This is a genomic window from Pigmentiphaga kullae (assembly GCF_004216695.1).
In the GTDB taxonomy this organism is placed as follows: domain Bacteria; phylum Pseudomonadota; class Gammaproteobacteria; order Burkholderiales; family Burkholderiaceae_B; genus Pigmentiphaga; species Pigmentiphaga kullae.
In genome coordinates, this window is the sequence record NZ_SGXC01000001.1 from 2,398,806 (window position 1) to 2,414,303 (window position 15,498).

Sequence of the window (15,498 nt, forward strand, 5' to 3'; positions counted from 1 at the left end):
GACATGCCGCATCTGTGGATGGAGTATTCCGACAACCTGGAGTCGCACGTCGATGTCGACGCGCTGCTCGACGACGTGCACCGCGAGGTGGCGGCCGATGGCGTTTTTCCGCTGGCGGGGCTGCGCACCCGCGCGGTGCCGGTCCGGCGCTACCGCATCGCCGACGCCCATCCCGACAACGTCTTCGTGCATTTCGTCCTGCGCACCTTGCCCGGCCGGGATCCGGAGGTGAAAAAGGCGTCGACCGACCGCCTGTTCGCAGCCATCCTCGCGCGGTTCAAGCCCTTGTCCGACCGCTTGCCGATCGCGGTCTCCATGCATGTGGAAGAGGCTTCCCCCGACCTGGGCTATCGCCTGAGCACCTACCGCCAGCACATGGCTGCGCGTGCCGACGGGGCGCGGCCGGCATGACCCGGCCGCATCCGGATGCGCCGGACGAACGTGCCCGCGGCGGTATCCGCAGCGTGGAGCGGGCGATCGAGCTGTTGCAGGCCCTGAACCGGCAGTCGGTATCGAGCATCGACGATCTGCACCGGCGCACGGGCATACCCAAGTCCACGATCGCGCGGCTGCTGCGCACGTTCGAAGCCAGGGGACTGGTGGCGCAATCGGTGCGGTTCGGCGCGTATTACCTCGCTTCGGGCGTGGCGTCGCTGTGCTGCGGCTACAACCACCAGCCGCAGGTGATCGAGGTGGCCACGCCGGTGTGCGACGCGCTGACGCGCGAATTCAAGTGGCCGGTCACGCTGGCGCTGCTGGACGTCGACGCGATGGTCGTGCGCTACAGTACCATTCCGCAATCGCCGTTGTCGCTGCTGCATTCGTCGATCAACCTGCGGCGCAGCCTGGTGGGGCGGGCGCTGGGCCTGGCCTACCTCGCGTTCTGCGATCCTCAGGAGCGCGAGTTCATCCTGGACGTGGTTCGCCGCACGGGCCGCGAGGAAGACGCGCTGGCGCATGACCCGCAGGGGCTGGAGCGGCTGCTGGACGAGACCCGCCGGCAGGGCTATGCCCTGCGCGTGCCGGAGCTCAGCCAGCAGTCCTGCACGCTGGCGGTTCCGGTTTTTCACCGCGGCGGCGTTGCCGCCACGCTGGGCCTGACCTGGTTCTCTTCGGTGATGACGTCGACCGAGGCGGTGGACCGCTATCTGGCCAGGCTGGTCGAATCGGCCGACCGGGTTGCCGGCGCATTGGGCCGGCTCAAGCCGGATCCCGTCTAGCGGACTAGGGTTTTCAGAGCGGAGCGTCGCTGGTTGACGATTCGATCGACGTTCCCACGTAGAACAACAGGATGGACAAGGCCTGCTCCTTGTCTTCTTCACTCAGGCTCTCGGTGAACGCGTCCACATCGGCCTGCACCGCGGCGTCGATGCCGATCAGCAGGGCGACGCCGGCCTCGGTGACCGTCACCCGCGTCTCTCGCTTGTCCTCGCCTTCCCGGCTGCGGATCGCGTAGCCGTTGTCGACCAGCACGCGCACCAGGCTGGAAGCGAATGCCTGGGAAATGTCGAGGCGGTCCGCGACATCCTTGACGCGCAGGCTCTTGCCCTGGCTGCCGTAGATCTGGATCAGCGCCTGATGCGCGAGCGGATCGATACGGGCACGCTTGGCCCGTTCCTCGACCATGCGGAACACCTTGCGCAGCAGGTAGCGTGCGTTGGCGACACCCTGGAAGTAGACGTGCTTGTCCTTTCTGGAACGGGACCGGATCGTTGCCTGGCGGCGCTTCTCCAGTCTGTGTGCGTCTATGGTGTCTGGCACCTTCGGGTCTCCTTCTCGACTTCGATGGCGGCGTCGCGCGTGGCGAATCGGCCTGCGCCGCCATTGTAATCAGCCCTGCCTTTTCTCGCATTTATATTAGTTAACTAAACTAGTTGACAAATATATGTTGACGTAACTAGGATGCCGGAAACGGTTCGATGGAACCGTTGAAACGCCGACGACGGAGCCGTGCATGAGTTGCGACGCGAACGATTTCAGGTCGGGCATGAGGCGCCTGGCCGCCGGGGTGACCGTGATCACCACGTGCCTGGAAGGACAGCTTACCGGCATGACGGCCACCGCCGTCTGCTCCCTGTCGGCATCGCCCCCCCGGCTGCTCGCCTGCGTCAACCTGCGCGGGGCCACCTACCGCTTCGCCAGCGCCAGCCGCCGCATGGCGGTGAACGTGCTGGCGCTGCACCAGGAACAGGTGGCGCGCGATTTTTCCAGCGCGGACAAGTGCCTGGACAAGCTCTTCGCCGATGCCGACTGGCGCGATGCCGACGGACTGCCCGTGCTGGGCAATGCCGCGGCGGTGTTCGAGTGCTTGGTCGAACAGATGCTGGTCATGGATACCCATGCTGTGCTGATCGGGTCGGTCGCGCGCGTCCATGTCCCGGATGCGGCGGCTCCGCTGTTGTACGTCGACGGCGCCTATGCCGCGCCAGTCGCACCTTCCTTCATTTCCACGAACGATCGCGTCATTCGGAGAACCGCATGAACATGCTTGTCTCGAGGTCGCCGGCCACGTCCGGTGGCTTGCGTACCGGGGCCGACTACATGGATGCCATACGCGCCGACGGGCGTACCGTTTACTACAACGGCGAAATCGTCCGAGATGTGACCCGGCACCCTGCTTTCCGCGGAGCGATTGCCTCGGTGGCATCGCTCTACGACCTGGCCGCGCACCCCGGCAACCGCGAGCGGATGACGTACGAGGTCGACGCCTCGGGCCGCCGGGCGCTGCACTGTTACCGCGTGCCTCGGTCGGTGGAAGACCTGCGGGCCGCGCGCGGCATGTCCGCGGTCTGGGCCGAGGCGACCTGCGGACTGATGGGCCGAACGCCGGATCACGTGGCGGGATTCCTGTCGGGATTCGCCGCCAAGCCGTCGCTGTTCGCCGCTGGGGGAGAGGCATACGCCGGCAACGTCCAGCGTTTCTTCCAGTTCGCCCGCGATCGGCATCTTTATGTGTCCTACGCCATCGTGCCGCCGCAGATCGATCGCAGCAAACCGGCGCACCAGCAGTCCGATCCGACCTTGTACGCGGGTGTCGTCGCCGAGCGGGACGATGGCATCGTTCTCAAGGGAGCACAGCAACTGGCCACGGGAGCCGTGCTGTCTGACTATGTCTATGTGAGTTGCATCCATCCCCTTCAGCCAGGGGACGAGAACCACGCGTTCGGCGTAGTCATCCCCATGAACGCTCCCGGGTTGAAGGTCTACAGCCGCAAGTCCTTCGCCCAGGCTGGCGACGCGCGCGACTACCCGCTGTCCGCCCGTTTCGACGAAACCGACGCGTTGCTGGTGCTCGACGATGTGTTCGTACCCTGGGAGCACGTATTCATTCACCGGAACCTGGACGTGTGCTGGAACCAGTGGTGGAAGACCCCCGCGCATTCCTATGGCAACTACCAGGCCCAGGTGCGCTATGCGACCAAGCTGCGCTTTCTGTTGGGACTGGCCAAGCGGGTGACCGAGATCACCGGCGTCGGTTCCATGCCGCCCGTGCGCGTGCAACTGGGCGAACTGGCCGCCCATGCCACGGTGGTCGAGCTGATGATCGACGCGCAGGAGACGCGGGCCACGATCGACGACGAAGGCGTGGTCTGGCCCGCGAAGTCCGCACTGTATGCGGTCATGTCGCTGCAGGGCGAACTGAATTCCCGCATGGTCGACATGTTGAGAGAGCTATCGGGTGGTTCGATGATCATGTTGCCGCCGTCGCTGGCCGACTTCGATCATCCCGACGCGGCGCGTGACCTGGAACGGTACATCGCGTCGCCCGGTTATCCCGCGCGTGACCGGGTGGCGCTGTTGAAGATGGCCTGGGACTTGATCGGCAGCGAATTCGCTGGCCGCCATCAGCAGTACGAGAAGTTCTACGGCGGCGCGTCCTTCCTGGTCAAGCAGAACATGTTCCGGACCTACGATTTCGATGCGGCCACGTCGCTGGTCGATCGGGCGCTTGCCGGCGTCGCACTTCCGGCCGACCGTGCCGCGGCTTGAACCGCCGGCCCTTATCTGGAGATATCCATGGGTGAACGTTTCGACAAAGGCCTGGCCGTGCGCAAGCAGGTGCTGGGAGAGGCGCCGGTGGCGCAGCGGGTGAGCTCGGCGCAAGGCGAGCTGAACGCGGACTTGCAGCAATACCTGACAGAGTTCGCCTGGGGGGACATATGGTCGCGCCGACAGCTCAGCCTGCGCGACCGCAGCCTGGCGACCATCGCCATGCTTGCCGCGCAAAACCGGCCCACCGAGTTGAAGACGCACATCGGCGGAGCCATCAACAACGGCATGACGATGGAGGAAGTGGCCGAGGTATTCCTGCATGCGGCCGTCTATTGCGGCTTTCCGGCGGCGATGACCTGCATGCGGCTGGCCAGGGAGGTAGCGGCCGCCCGCGAGGGGGCGCCGGGCTAGCGCATTGTCCAGGCTTCTTGTGTAGTCGGAGCGGGCGGGGCCCGCATTTGATTGGGGATGATCATGGCCTTACCAGAGTTCAAGAAAGTCTTTGCCCACGAGGTGCCCGTCATCGACTTGTCAGTCCTGAAGTCCGGCGACCCGGCGGTGTACCGCGACATCGCTCATCGCATTGCCGAGGCCTCGCACACCATGGGGTTCTTCTACGTCGTCAATCACGGCATGCCCGCGAGCCGTATCGACGCGATGTTCGACGTGGCCAGGCGATTCTTCGCGTTGCCCCTGGAAGAGAAGATGGCGATCCGGCTGGCGCTGTCCGACAAATATCGCGGCTATCTGCCGTTCAAGATGATGGGCGCGGATCCGAGTCTGAAGGGCAACCTGCACGAGGCCTTTCAGATCCATACCGAGTTGCCGCCGGATCATCCGGCCGTATTGGCGGGCAAGCCTCTTCATGGCGCCAACCAGTGGCCGGCATCCCTGCCCGAGCTCAAGGTTGCGATGCTCGATTACTTCCGCGACATGTCGGCGCTGTCGCAGACGTTTCTGCGTATGTTCGCGGTCGGCCTTGACCTGCCGCCGGATTCGTTCACCCGCTATTTCCAGTGCCCCATGATGCAACTGCGCATCATGCATTATCCGCCCCAGGAACCCACGGAGTCGGGCGATCACCTGGGCACCCGGCCCCACACGGATTCCGGGGCTTTCACCTTCCTTGCCCAGGACGAGGTCGGCGGCCTGGAAATCCTCAGCCCGGCGGGCGACTGGATCACCGTCCCGCCGCTGCGCGGCAGCTTCGTGATGAACATCGGCGAAATGATGAAGATCTGGACCGATGGCATGTATGCCGCCACGCCGCACCGCGTCATCAATCGCTACGGCCTGGAACGCTACTCCATGCCTTTCTTCGCCACGCCGGATTTCGATGCGGTGATCACGCCGCTGCTGTCCAACCCGGACCGGGAGAAGGCTGCCGAGATGCCCCGGTTCGCCACTTCGGTGGCCGGGGATCGTCCGATCACTTGCGGCGAGATCCTGACATATCTGTATGGCCGTATCTGGCCGTCGACCAAGGTGCAGCGCGTCGATGCCTAAAGGGCAGGGACAGGGACAAACCAACTACGGAGTGTGTCGCATCATGAAGAGCGTCAAATGGGCAGGGTTGTTCGCTGTACTGTTCTCTCTCGGTGGGCCGGCGGCGGCGCAGGACACGTATCCGGCGCGGCCGGTTCAACTGATCTATCCCTTTGGCAGCGGCGGAACGGACTCGTTGTTCCGGGTGTTCGCCATGGCGATGAGGAAGATCGGCGGAGAGCAATTCGTCTACATCAATCGCGAAGGAGCCTCCGGCGCGATCGGCGCCGCCTCGGTGGCCCGGGCGCAGCCCGATGGCTACACATTGATGATCGGTCCTTCCATCGTCATGACGAACCTGCCTTATACGCAGAAGGACCTGTCCTACACGTTCGATTCCTTCGACTTCGTCTGCCAACTCAACGTCAATGCCTTCGTGCTTGCGGTACGCGCCGATTCTCCCTACAAGAAATTGGAGGATCTGGTCGAAGCGGCGCGCAAGCAGCCGGGGAAATTCAACTATGGGCATTCCGGAACCTATACCGACGTCCATCTCAACATGCTGACCTTGGCCAGGCAGGCGGGCATACAGGTGCAGGACATCGCCTATCGCGGCGACGGCCCCAATCTGCTGCGGCTGTTGGCCGGCGATCTGGAGTTCACCATCAACTCGGTGGTGTCGGTGGCGTCCCGCAACGATGTCCGGCCCCTGGCGGTGTTCTGGGACCGCCGGCATCCCGCGCTGCCCGACGTGCCTTCCGTGGTCGAGCTGGGCTATGCCAATTTCTTCACCGGCTACCAGGGGCTGTATGCCCCGCGCGAGACGCCCAAGCCGGTGATCGCCAAGCTCGAGAGCATGTGCATCAAGGCGGTGCAGACCGAGGAATACCAGACGGCGGCTCAGAAACAAGGCGCGGCGGTGGTGCCCATGAGAAGCGCCGCCTTTGCCGCCGAGGCGCGCAAGAGCTACGAAACCAAGGGTTCGTTGTTCGCCGAGCTGGGGGTCAAGCCTCAATGAGGAAATAGGGGTATTCCAGAGGACGGCATCGTTCTTCTCGCAGGGATCGTTGACTAAAGGCAATAAAATAGGTAATTTGAGTACCATATTTTAGTCATTGCTTTTTAGGTGGTATTTGGTGGCCGTGGATCATGGCCGCCAGCAACGATTCTCTCCCTGGAGAAACTCATGCGTCTGTCTGGATGGTGGGTTCGTGGCGGTATCGCGTGTGTGTTCGCCGCCGCCTTCGGCACCGGGATGGCGGCCGACACCGCCTACCCGGACAAGCCTGTGCGGTTGGTGGTGCCATATCCGCCGGGCGGGTCGCTGGATATCATCGGCAGGGTGCTGGCGCAGAAGCTCACCAGCAGCCTGGGGCAATCGGTGGTCGTCGAGAACCGCTCCGGCGCCTCGGGAGCAATCGGAACCCAGGCAGTCGCCAAGTCGAGTCCGGATGGCTACATGCTATTGATGGGATCGCCCACTCCGATCTCCATTCTTCCCAACATTTCCCCGGCCATCCAGTACGACGCGAGCCACGATCTGGCGCCGGTCGGACTGGTGGCGACCGGTCCCCACGTTCTTGTCATCAACAGCCGTACGCCGGCTCGCGATGTCCGCGAGTTCGTTGCCTATGCCAGAAAGCAGGGACGGCCGGTGAGCTTCGGGACTTTCCTGGGATCGCCGCAGGATCTCGCGGGATATCTCTTCGCGAGGGACACGGGGCTTTCGCTGCAGCGAGTCTCTTACAGAGGCAGCGGCCCCGCGCTCAACGACCTGGCCAGTGGAGTGATCCAGTTCATGGTCGTCGAACTGGCTGCCGCGCTCCCGTTCGTCGAGAGCGGCCATGTGCGGGCCATCGGCATTGCCGCGGACAAGCGCAGTCCGGTGCTGCCCGACCTGCCTACCGTTGCGGAACAAGGATTGCCCGGGATCGAGAGCGGGGGGTGGTTTGGCGTGTTCGCAAGAGCGGGAACGCCCGAGCCCGTGCTCGACAAACTGTCACGCTCGCTGCAACAGGCCGTGGCTGATCCGGAAGTACGCGCCAGGCTGGCCAGCGTAGGGGTGACTGCGGCCACGAGCACGCGGCCGGAGTTCGCGGCCCATGTCGCCCGGGAAGGCGAACGATGGCGCAAGGCGGTGGCCGAGTTCGGCATCAAGCCTTCCGAGTGAATCACTTCATTGCTGGAGTCCGTTCATGTCCGAAATCTACGAGCAACCGATTACTCATCCGGCCGCCTGGGTACGTGCCGATCTGGATATCTCCGGAGTCTGGACGCACCGTCTCGATGCGGACGACGTCGCCGAACTGGATACCGCGTTACGTGGCGTCAACCGCATGGGCCTGGATCTGGCGCACATCGGCCGCGATCGGTTCCCGCTACCCCGCCTGGCCGAGCGGCTCTCCGCCTGGGCCGACGAAATCGAACGCGGCCGCGGTTTCGTGTTGGTCCAGGGTTTTCCCGCCCAGGCATACACGCCGCAGGACGTGGAGAAGATTTTCTGGGGGCTGGGATGTTACCTGGGGCAGCCTGTCACCCAGAACCCCAGGGGGGAGTTGATGGGCCACGTCATGGACTACGGTCGTAAGTTCGGAGGGCTGGACGTTCGAGGTTATGAAACCAACGCGCATCTGCCATTCCATACGGACGGGTGCGATCTGGTGGGATTGATGTGCCTGAGAAAGGCAAAAGCCGGCGGGTTGAGCAGCATCGTCAGCGCGCTTGCGGTGCACAACGAAATACAGGCGCACCATCCGGAGTTCCTGCCGGTGCTGTATCGAGGGTTCCACTACATCAAGCGCGAGGCTGCCATGACCGACGATCCGGTCACCGCCTCTCGCGTGCCCGTGTTCGGGCAGACGGACGGCATCGTCAGCTGCCGCTACATCCGTGCGCAGATCGAAGCCGCCTGTGCCCGTACCGGTACCTCCCTGTCCGCATTGGAGCAGGAAGCGCTCGATTGCGTGGACCAACTGGCCGCCGATCCCCGGTTGCATGTGGACATGGACTTGCAGCCGGGCGACATGCAACTGTGCAATAACTACACCATCCTCCACTCCCGGACGGATTTCGAGGACTGGGATGAGCCGGATCGGCGGCGGCATATGTTGCGGCTCTGGCTCAGCAGCCGCAACAGGCGGCGATTGGCGCCCGATTTTCCTCAGCACAACGGCTATGGCTTCGGGCAGATCGCCGAAGTGGCATTCGGTGGATGACGCCGGGTTTCTCGACTTTCCCATGCGAGCGTGACATGTTCCTGAGACGACCGATCCTGAGCGCCATCATTGTCTTGGCCGGCGCCGCGGCAACTGCTCCCGCAACGTGTGCGGAAAGCTATCCCAGCCGTCCGATCCGCCTGATCGTTCCTTATGCGCCGGGCGGTCCCGTCGACGTGATCGGCCGGCTGGTAGCCCAGGCCTTGGGAGAGAGCGTGGAACACAACGTCTACGTGGACAACCGGCCGGGCGGTTCCGGGACGGTGGGCACGCTCGCCGCCATCCATGCGCAAGCGGACGGCTACACGCTCCTGATCGGATCGACCGCGACCATCTCCATCCTGCCTTCACTCAAGGCCAATGTCGGCTACGACCCGTTGCGCGACCTGATCCCCATCAGCGTCGTTGCCACGGGGGTCCATATCTTTGCCGTCAATCCCAAGGTACCGGCCGACGACATGAAATCGTTCGTCGCATATGCCCGCTCGCAATCCGTACCGCTTGCCGCGGCCGCTGGAGGGGCGGGAACGCCGGACGACCTGGCGCTCTATCTGCTCGAGAGAGAGGCGGGCATCGCGCTCTCGCATATTCCGTACAAGGGAACGGGCCCGGCCATCGCCGACGTCGCCGCCGGGCACGTACCGGTCATTGCGGCCGATGCCTCGGCGCTTCTGCCTTTTCTCGAGGCCGGCCGCTTGAAGCCTCTGGGTATCGCCGCGATGCAGCGCAACCCCCTGGTTCCTAACGTGCCCACGCTCGATGAACAGGGGCTCAAAGGCGTCCAGAGCGGTGGCTGGTTCGGTGTCTTTGCCCCGGCGGGGACGCCCCCGGGCATCGTCCATGGTCTTTCCACCAGGCTGGCTGCCCAGTTGTCCAAGCCCGCCGTGCAAGCACGTCTGCAGGCGGCCGGTGTGCTGCCCGTCATTACCGACGCTTCGTCGGCCAAGGTTCGGGTGCAGCAGGAGACGGAAAAATGGCGCTCGCTGATCCGCAGCGCCAACGTGCGCGTGGACTGAGCGGCTAGGCCGCGCTGGCCAGTTCCCGCTCGGATACGCCATCGACCAGGACCACGCGGCAGCGGGTCACAGGTTGACGGATCGCTTTCGCTTCCGCGTATTCGGGGGAGTTCCACCAGCGCATGGCATGCTCGACCGAATCGAACTCGGTAACCACCATGCGGCGTACGTCTCCACTACCTTCCAGCAGCCTGGGGTCACCGCCACGTACCAGGTAGCGTCCCCCGTATTTCTGCTTGGACAGCGCGACCAGATGCAGATAGCGCTGCATCGGGCCGGTATCCAGCCATTCGATTTCACTGATCAGATAGCAGGCCATGTTCAGGCTCCTTGCGAGTCGATGGGGATCATGGAGGCGGTCAATCTGCGCGCTGGCGGTCCAGGCTGGGCCAGATGCGCTGCCACACCTTGCCCAGGATTTCGCCGCAGCTCAGGTCCTGGCCGCGGGCAATGGTGTTGTGCAGGACGGGTTCGTTGAATTCCCCATCGTTCTTGATCTGCGGCTCGATGCGAACGTCGTGGTCCGGCATCAGAAAGTAGGGGACGGAATAGCGTTCCAATCCTGAGCGGTTCACCACGCGGTGCGGCGTGGCAAGGAAGAGGCCGTCGCTCCACAACTTCATCATTTCGCCCAGGTTGATGACGAAGCTGCCGGAAATGGGGGGAACGGCGATCCACTCGCCGCTGCGGCCCAGGATCTCGAGTCCCCCGGTTTCGTCCTGGGAAAGAATGGTGAAGGCGCCATTGTCCGTATGCGGGCGCACGCCTATGTGTTCGCCGGAGTCTGTCGGTGGCTGAGGGGGGTAATGAAGCAGCCTGACCATGGTCATGGGGTCCGAGAAGTACCGGCGCAGCCGGCCTTCCTCCAGTCCCAGTCCTTGTTCGAAGACAGACAGCATCCGATAGGCCAGTGCATCGACTTGCGTGTAGTAGCGCAGCAGTGTTTCGCGGAACCCGGGGAGGTCGGCCGGCCATTGGTTGGGGCCGCGCAGCGGCAGGTTCTCCGGATAGTCCGCATCGCGTTCCAGGTAGAAGTGGAAGGCTTCGTGGATGTTGCCTTTCAGGGCGGGATCGTCGCCCAGCGTTTTCATCGGCAGGTAGCCCCGATAGTCGCGCGATCCGGCCATGGCGACTGCCTGCTTGTGTTCGGCGGGAAGGGCGAAGAAGCGGCGTGCCGCGTCGAATGGGGCCCGCATGTCGGCCGGCGAGAGGCCGTGATTGACGACATAGAAGAATCCGATGTCGCGACAGACCGTTGCCATGCGTTCGGCCAGCAGCGCCTTCTCGTGCGAGGAGCCGACATGCATGGCGGCCAGGTCGACGACTGGCACTTCGGAAACGGATATTTGCTTGGACGCGGGCAAGGCCATCGTAGTCTCCCTTCGAATGGATTTTTTATCGTACTTTAAAACCATACTTTAGTGCAATAAAAATGATCGAGTACCCATGCCGAAGCAATGCCGGGCGGTTTTACAAAATAATTTACTAGAGTAAGGTATTTTGGTATTTAATTTAAGGATGGAATTAGTTGGTGAATGGGGTGATCATGAACGTTCGGAACCTTGTTCTTCTTTCCTTTCTGGTCATGGTCGCGATGGCGGCCGTGCCGGGACGGTCCGCCGCTGCCGAGCCGTATCCTGCCGCGCCTGTAAGGCTCATCGTTCCATTTCCTCCCGGCGGGCCGGTCGATTCCGTGGGCAGGCTGCTTGCCGGCAAGCTCGGCGCAGAGCTTGGGCAGTCGGTCTATGTCGACAACAAGGGCGGTGCCGGCGGCGGCATCGGCGCCCAAGCGGCCGCTTCGGCCGAGCCGAACGGCTATACGCTGCTGCTGGGGTCCACGGCGACCATTTCCATCCTGCCGCTGATCAATTCCAGCGTGCGCTACGATCCCGACCGCGATTTCACGGCCCTGGCGATCGCCGCGACGGGGGTCCAGATCTTCGTGGTGAATGAGAAGGTCCCGGTGCGCGACATTCCAGGATTGGTGGCCTACGCGAAAAGTAGCAAACGTCCCCTCAGCGCCGCGACCGGAGGGAGCGCCAACCCGTTCTTCATCGCCATGTTCGAGAAAGAGGCGGGGGTCGAGTTCCTGCACGTCCCGTACAAAGGCACGGGGCCCAGCCTGGCCGATGTGGCCGCGGGGCACGTTGCGTTCACCGTGGCCGATACCTCGGCGGTCATCCCTTTGGTCAAGGCGGGCCAGGTCCGGGCCCTGGGCATCTCATCCTTGCAGCGCAGCCCGCTGGCGCCGGACATTCCAACGATTGCGGAACAAGGGTTTCCAGGATTCGAAGCAGGGGGCTGGTTCGGGTTGTTCGCGCCCCGGGGCCTGCCCGCCAACGTACAGCGGCGATTGGTCGATGCCCTGGCCAAGGTCGCGAGCGATCGCGACATGAACGAGCAACTGTTGCGCCTGGGGCTGACGCCGTCATGGAGCGTGGGCGAGGACGCCGCACGCAATGTGCGCAAAGAGAATGGGCGCCTGCGTAGCGTGGCCGCCACCATGAACATGCAGCCGCAGTAGGCGCGGCGATGGGGGAAACATCGATGGTCCATGGCGCTGGCATGGCTCCTCGCCTGCAGGCAGGCAACCGTGTCCATGGAGTCTCGGTCGGGGTGCCGCATCCTGCGCTGGTGCAGATGTGCGGCTACGCCGGCTACGACTTCGTCGTACTGGACAATGAGCACGGGCCGGCCAGCATCGAGACGACGGGCGAGGCGATTCGCGCCGCCCTGGGCGTGGGCCTGGTCCCCATTGTCCGCACGTTCGAGCCGGATATTTCCCGCCTGCTCGACGCGGGGGCCGGTGGTATCCAGGTCCCCCTGGTGGAAACTCCGGAACAGGCAGAGCGGATCGTGCGGGCATGCCGCTACCCCCCGGCGGGGGGACGATCGGTCGCGTTCTCCACTCCCGCCGCGCACTACGGTTTTGCCGACAGGCAAGGGCACATCGAGTCCTCGAACAGAGGCATCGCCGTGGTGCTCATGATCGAAACGGCGGCGGCCATGGAGCGCCTGGGCGAGATCCTGGCGGTGCCGGGCGTGGATGCGGTGTGTATCGGCCCGACGGACATGTCCTACTCGTTGGGCGTTCCCGGCGACGGCCGGCACCCCAAGGTCGTTGCCGCCGTGGCCGAGTGTGTGGGCGCGTGCAGGCAAGCGGGCATCGCAGTGGGGGCAAATGCGTTCTCGCAGGCCGAATACGGCGAGCACGTGGCGATGGGAATGACCTACCACACCGTGATGATGACGATGCTGCTCGGCAAGACCTTGCGCGAAAGACTCGTCGCCATGCGCGGTGCCGCTTCCGATTCCTAGGCGCGGCACCGCATCGGGTCAGATCGGGAAAACGATGGAGCCGGGAACAAGGTTCGTGTCGTGAATCACGAGGCGGTGCGCGAGCCGTATTTCGCCATCCCAATGTATGCGGTCGGCGTACCGGCCAGCCACCAGGAGTTGCGTGGACTTGCCCTCGATGGTCTCCAGGACCGCGAAGTTCGCGGAAGCGACGAAGCTGCCGCGTTCTTCCCGCACCCGCATGTTGGAGATCAGGTGCCGCCATGCGCGGGGAGCGTAGACGTTCAGGTTCGCGCTGGCGTGGGCCCTGTCCTTGAGCATGCCCATGCCTTTGCAGTACATCAGGCCAAGCGGAAGATTGCGGTCGTGATTCTCCCTGGAAAGGATGCGATAGACGCCTTCCCGGGTGAAAAATCCGGGCCACTCCGCCAGCGAGCCGCCATCGATGGCGTCCGCGTAGTCAAGGTAGATGCGGTCGAAAATCTGTTGCTGGGTGGGCGCGCTCATAGATCCATCACCTTGCGATATCCTTCATAGAAGGCACGTATGGCGACCTCGGTCACCATATGGTCGGTCTCTGTCTCGGCTCCCAGCCCGCCCATTTCGACGATCCCCGCCTCGTCGGGCGCATTGGCGCGTATGCCGTCCTGGATGCGGGCCACGATTTCACTGTCATCCATCGATACCAGGCCGCCGGGGCCCATCAGGTTGGCCTGGCGCAGCCGGCGTTCGGTCATTTCGTCGCTGTCGGACATGTAGCCGAAGAACGTCCAGTGCAATTCGAAGGCATCCGGTCCGCAGGGGACGATCTGCCGGCAGGCCAGCGTGTTGGACTGCTGTTGCAGGATGAGATTGGGCCAGATCGTATGCATGACCACTGTTTCGTCGCCCGGGAACTCCTTCTGCGAGTCGAGCAACTCGGGGCCGCTGAGCGATAGCTTCGCGTTGAAGGATCGCATTTGCGACGTGCCATCGTTGAGTTCCTGCCTGCCGCGGCGCGAGGCGAGCGCGGTGTGCAGCTTGGATTCGTCCGTGATCACGCGCGACGGATTGTCCACCCTGAACAAGCCGAAGGTGACGAAAAAGACATGCAGCAGACTGGCGTGATAGGGGTCCTTGATGTTTTCCAGCATCAGCTTCCAGTTGCCGGCGATCTTCTGTCGCAGGTAGCCGAGCAGCCGTAGCGGCCGGCCATCGAACACGCGATCGTAGAAGCCCAGGATCGCGGGGCCGAGATACTCTTCGAAAGGCGGTGGATCCTCGCTCCAACTGGCGAAGATGGCGCCGCCGCGTGTATGCACAGCCAGGCGGCGCAACGACACGGACCCAGTGCGGAAGGATTCGGGCATGCCGCCCTTGCCCTGTACGCCCCGCTTGAACGGCACGCCGCGCAATTGACCTTCCAGGTCGTAGACCCATTGATGGTACGGGCACATGAAATCCTGCACCTTGCCCGATTGGGATTGGCACAGCTCGACGCCGCGATGCGCGCATCGATTGGCCAAGACTCGTACCTGGCCATCCTTGCCGCGCACGACCAGAACGGATTGTTCGCCAAGCGTGGTCTTCTTGTAGCTGCCCGTTTCCGGGATCTCGCATTCCAGCCCGACGTAGCTCCATGTCGGACCGTTGAAGATGCGTGCCAGCTCCCGCTCGTAGACGCGCCTGTCGGTATAGACCCAGTACGGGACGCGCCCTGGTTCCTGGGGCCACGCGAGCAATGGTCGTTCGTGAATGTTCATCGTTCCGGATTCCCGTGGTGGGGCCGTGCGTCTAGCCCGGCTTATATGTGCTCAATATACCTTACTTAAGTAAAGTATAAAAGTGCGAAGAAAGAAAAGCGGACAGTGTTCGGCCACCCAGAGGCACTAGGGGTTCCAGGTAAGTGTTTTTGATAAACTACCAAAGGCAAGTTTCTTGCGCCTGCCGAGGTATCCGCCTGGTGGCTGAAATAATCAAGAGGACGACACATGGCAGGAAAGCGCGCCGCTACGAAAGAAGGTTTGCGTTTCGTCAAATGGGTGGATACCAATCATGGCTTCCACTCGTACGAATTCCACGACTACATGCAGAGCGTGGCGGCTGCTCGCTACGTCATCAGGCGCGTCCAGCGCATCATCGACGATTGCGTCCGCAAGCACGGACTGGAGCCATTGGAGCAACAGGCCCTGGTGCAGATCTATGGAGCACCCGAGCAGCGCCTGCCGATCGGACAGGTGGCCGAACGGCTGGACATCTCCTCGTCGGCGCTGGCCTCCAGGCTGGTCACCAAGCTCGAAGACAGCGGCTATGTGCGCCGCGTACCTTCCGAAGAGGATCGCCGAGCTACGTGGGCGTGCACGACGCCTGCGGGAGTGGAGATCCTGCACGCCATCGTCGATGATCTGCATCGTGAAGTGCAGTATTTCCATGGCAAGCTGTCCGAAACCGACCAGCGGGCAGCCATGGAGATCTTCGCCTTCTACGCGGGTTTCGGACTCGACCTGAGCTGA

18 protein-coding genes are annotated in these 15,498 nt (G+C 63.4%); 13 read left to right on the forward strand and 5 right to left on the reverse strand.

Features of this window, described 5'->3' with window-relative positions; all coding sequences use genetic code 11:
* Positions 1 to 3 precede the first annotated feature (3 nt).
* Both EV675_RS11710 and EV675_RS11715 read left to right on the forward strand, forming a co-directional pair.
* Positions 4 to 411, forward strand: coding sequence for a 5-carboxymethyl-2-hydroxymuconate Delta-isomerase (locus tag EV675_RS11710; protein WP_130357399.1), 408 nt, complete (start codon positions 4 to 6; stop codon positions 409 to 411).
* Positions 408 to 1,220, forward strand: a complete 813-nt coding sequence (locus EV675_RS11715; protein ID WP_130357400.1) for a DNA-binding transcriptional regulator — start codon at positions 408 to 410, stop codon at positions 1,218 to 1,220. Before EV675_RS11710 ends, EV675_RS11715 begins: the two co-directional genes overlap by 4 nt.
* A 13-nt stretch (positions 1,221 to 1,233) precedes the next feature.
* Here EV675_RS11715 and EV675_RS11720 read toward each other — a convergent pair whose 3' ends face one another.
* Positions 1,234 to 1,761: a MarR family winged helix-turn-helix transcriptional regulator gene (locus EV675_RS11720; RefSeq protein WP_130357401.1), complete on the reverse strand. Its 528-nt coding sequence runs from the start codon at positions 1,759 to 1,761 to the stop codon at positions 1,234 to 1,236.
* 193 nt (positions 1,762 to 1,954) lie between these two features.
* On the opposite strand from EV675_RS11720, the gene EV675_RS11725 reads away from it, so the two are divergent.
* From EV675_RS11725 to EV675_RS11760, 8 genes are all read left to right on the forward strand, one after another.
* Complete coding sequence (locus EV675_RS11725; protein WP_130357402.1) at positions 1,955 to 2,482, forward strand: flavin reductase family protein; 528 nt, start codon at positions 1,955 to 1,957, stop codon at positions 2,480 to 2,482.
* A complete protein-coding gene (locus EV675_RS11730; RefSeq protein ID WP_130357403.1) occupies positions 2,479 to 3,990 on the forward strand; it encodes a 4-hydroxyphenylacetate 3-hydroxylase family protein in 1,512 nt (503 codons plus the stop codon). The genes EV675_RS11725 and EV675_RS11730 overlap by 4 nt, the downstream gene beginning before the upstream one ends.
* A 27-nt stretch (positions 3,991 to 4,017) precedes the next feature.
* Positions 4,018 to 4,404: a carboxymuconolactone decarboxylase family protein gene (locus EV675_RS11735; RefSeq protein WP_130357404.1), complete on the forward strand. Its 387-nt coding sequence runs from the start codon at positions 4,018 to 4,020 to the stop codon at positions 4,402 to 4,404.
* A 63-nt stretch (positions 4,405 to 4,467) separates the two neighbouring features.
* Positions 4,468 to 5,499: an isopenicillin N synthase family dioxygenase gene (locus EV675_RS11740; protein ID WP_165404548.1), complete on the forward strand. Its 1,032-nt coding sequence runs from the start codon at positions 4,468 to 4,470 to the stop codon at positions 5,497 to 5,499.
* Positions 5,500 to 5,542: 43 nt separating this feature from the next.
* Positions 5,543 to 6,496, forward strand: coding sequence for a Bug family tripartite tricarboxylate transporter substrate binding protein (locus tag EV675_RS11745; protein WP_165404549.1), 954 nt, complete (start codon positions 5,543 to 5,545; stop codon positions 6,494 to 6,496).
* A gap of 168 nt (positions 6,497 to 6,664) precedes the next feature.
* Positions 6,665 to 7,648: a Bug family tripartite tricarboxylate transporter substrate binding protein gene (locus EV675_RS11750; RefSeq protein ID WP_130357407.1), complete on the forward strand. Its 984-nt coding sequence runs from the start codon at positions 6,665 to 6,667 to the stop codon at positions 7,646 to 7,648.
* 25 nt (positions 7,649 to 7,673) lie between these two features.
* Entirely contained in the window at positions 7,674 to 8,693 is a 1,020-nt protein-coding gene (locus EV675_RS11755; protein ID WP_165404550.1) for a TauD/TfdA family dioxygenase, read from the forward strand.
* 35 nt (positions 8,694 to 8,728) lie between these two features.
* Positions 8,729 to 9,709 (forward strand): Bug family tripartite tricarboxylate transporter substrate binding protein, encoded by a 981-nt coding sequence (locus EV675_RS11760; RefSeq protein WP_165404551.1) that lies wholly within the window; start codon positions 8,729 to 8,731, stop codon positions 9,707 to 9,709.
* 4 nt (positions 9,710 to 9,713) lie between these two features.
* Here EV675_RS11760 and EV675_RS11765 read toward each other — a convergent pair whose 3' ends face one another.
* Together EV675_RS11765 and EV675_RS11770 are read right to left on the reverse strand one after the other, a co-directional pair.
* Positions 9,714 to 10,028, reverse strand: coding sequence for a DUF1330 domain-containing protein (locus EV675_RS11765; RefSeq protein ID WP_130357410.1), 315 nt, complete (start codon positions 10,026 to 10,028; stop codon positions 9,714 to 9,716).
* 40 nt (positions 10,029 to 10,068) lie between these two features.
* On the reverse strand, positions 10,069 to 11,079 hold the full coding sequence (locus EV675_RS11770; RefSeq protein ID WP_165404552.1) for an isopenicillin N synthase family dioxygenase: 1,011 nt from the start codon (positions 11,077 to 11,079) through the stop codon (positions 10,069 to 10,071).
* Between the two features lie 176 nt (positions 11,080 to 11,255).
* Here EV675_RS11770 and EV675_RS11775 point away from each other — a divergent pair, with 176 nt between their 5' ends.
* Together EV675_RS11775 and EV675_RS11780 are read left to right on the forward strand one after the other, a co-directional pair.
* Positions 11,256 to 12,233 carry a Bug family tripartite tricarboxylate transporter substrate binding protein gene (locus EV675_RS11775; RefSeq protein WP_130357412.1) on the forward strand — a complete coding sequence of 326 codons (978 nt, stop codon included), beginning with the start codon at positions 11,256 to 11,258 and terminating at the stop codon, positions 12,231 to 12,233.
* Positions 12,234 to 12,274: 41 nt separating this feature from the next.
* Positions 12,275 to 13,027, forward strand: a complete 753-nt coding sequence (locus tag EV675_RS11780) for an HpcH/HpaI aldolase family protein (protein ID WP_165404553.1) — start codon at positions 12,275 to 12,277, stop codon at positions 13,025 to 13,027.
* An 18-nt stretch (positions 13,028 to 13,045) separates the two neighbouring features.
* Here the strand turns inward: EV675_RS11780 and EV675_RS11785 are convergent, their stop codons facing one another.
* Together EV675_RS11785 and EV675_RS11790 are read right to left on the reverse strand one after the other, a co-directional pair.
* On the reverse strand, positions 13,046 to 13,513 hold the full coding sequence (locus EV675_RS11785; protein WP_130357414.1) for an aromatic-ring-hydroxylating dioxygenase subunit beta: 468 nt from the start codon (positions 13,511 to 13,513) through the stop codon (positions 13,046 to 13,048).
* The gene (locus tag EV675_RS11790; RefSeq protein ID WP_130357415.1) at positions 13,510 to 14,748 is read right to left on the reverse strand and encodes an aromatic ring-hydroxylating dioxygenase subunit alpha; all 1,239 of its coding nucleotides are present in this window, start codon (positions 14,746 to 14,748) and stop codon (positions 13,510 to 13,512) included. Before EV675_RS11790 ends, EV675_RS11785 begins: the two co-directional genes overlap by 4 nt.
* Before the next feature lie 261 nt (positions 14,749 to 15,009).
* Between EV675_RS11790 and EV675_RS11795 the strand changes: the two genes are divergently transcribed.
* Complete coding sequence (locus EV675_RS11795; protein WP_165404554.1) at positions 15,010 to 15,498, forward strand: MarR family winged helix-turn-helix transcriptional regulator; 489 nt, start codon at positions 15,010 to 15,012, stop codon at positions 15,496 to 15,498.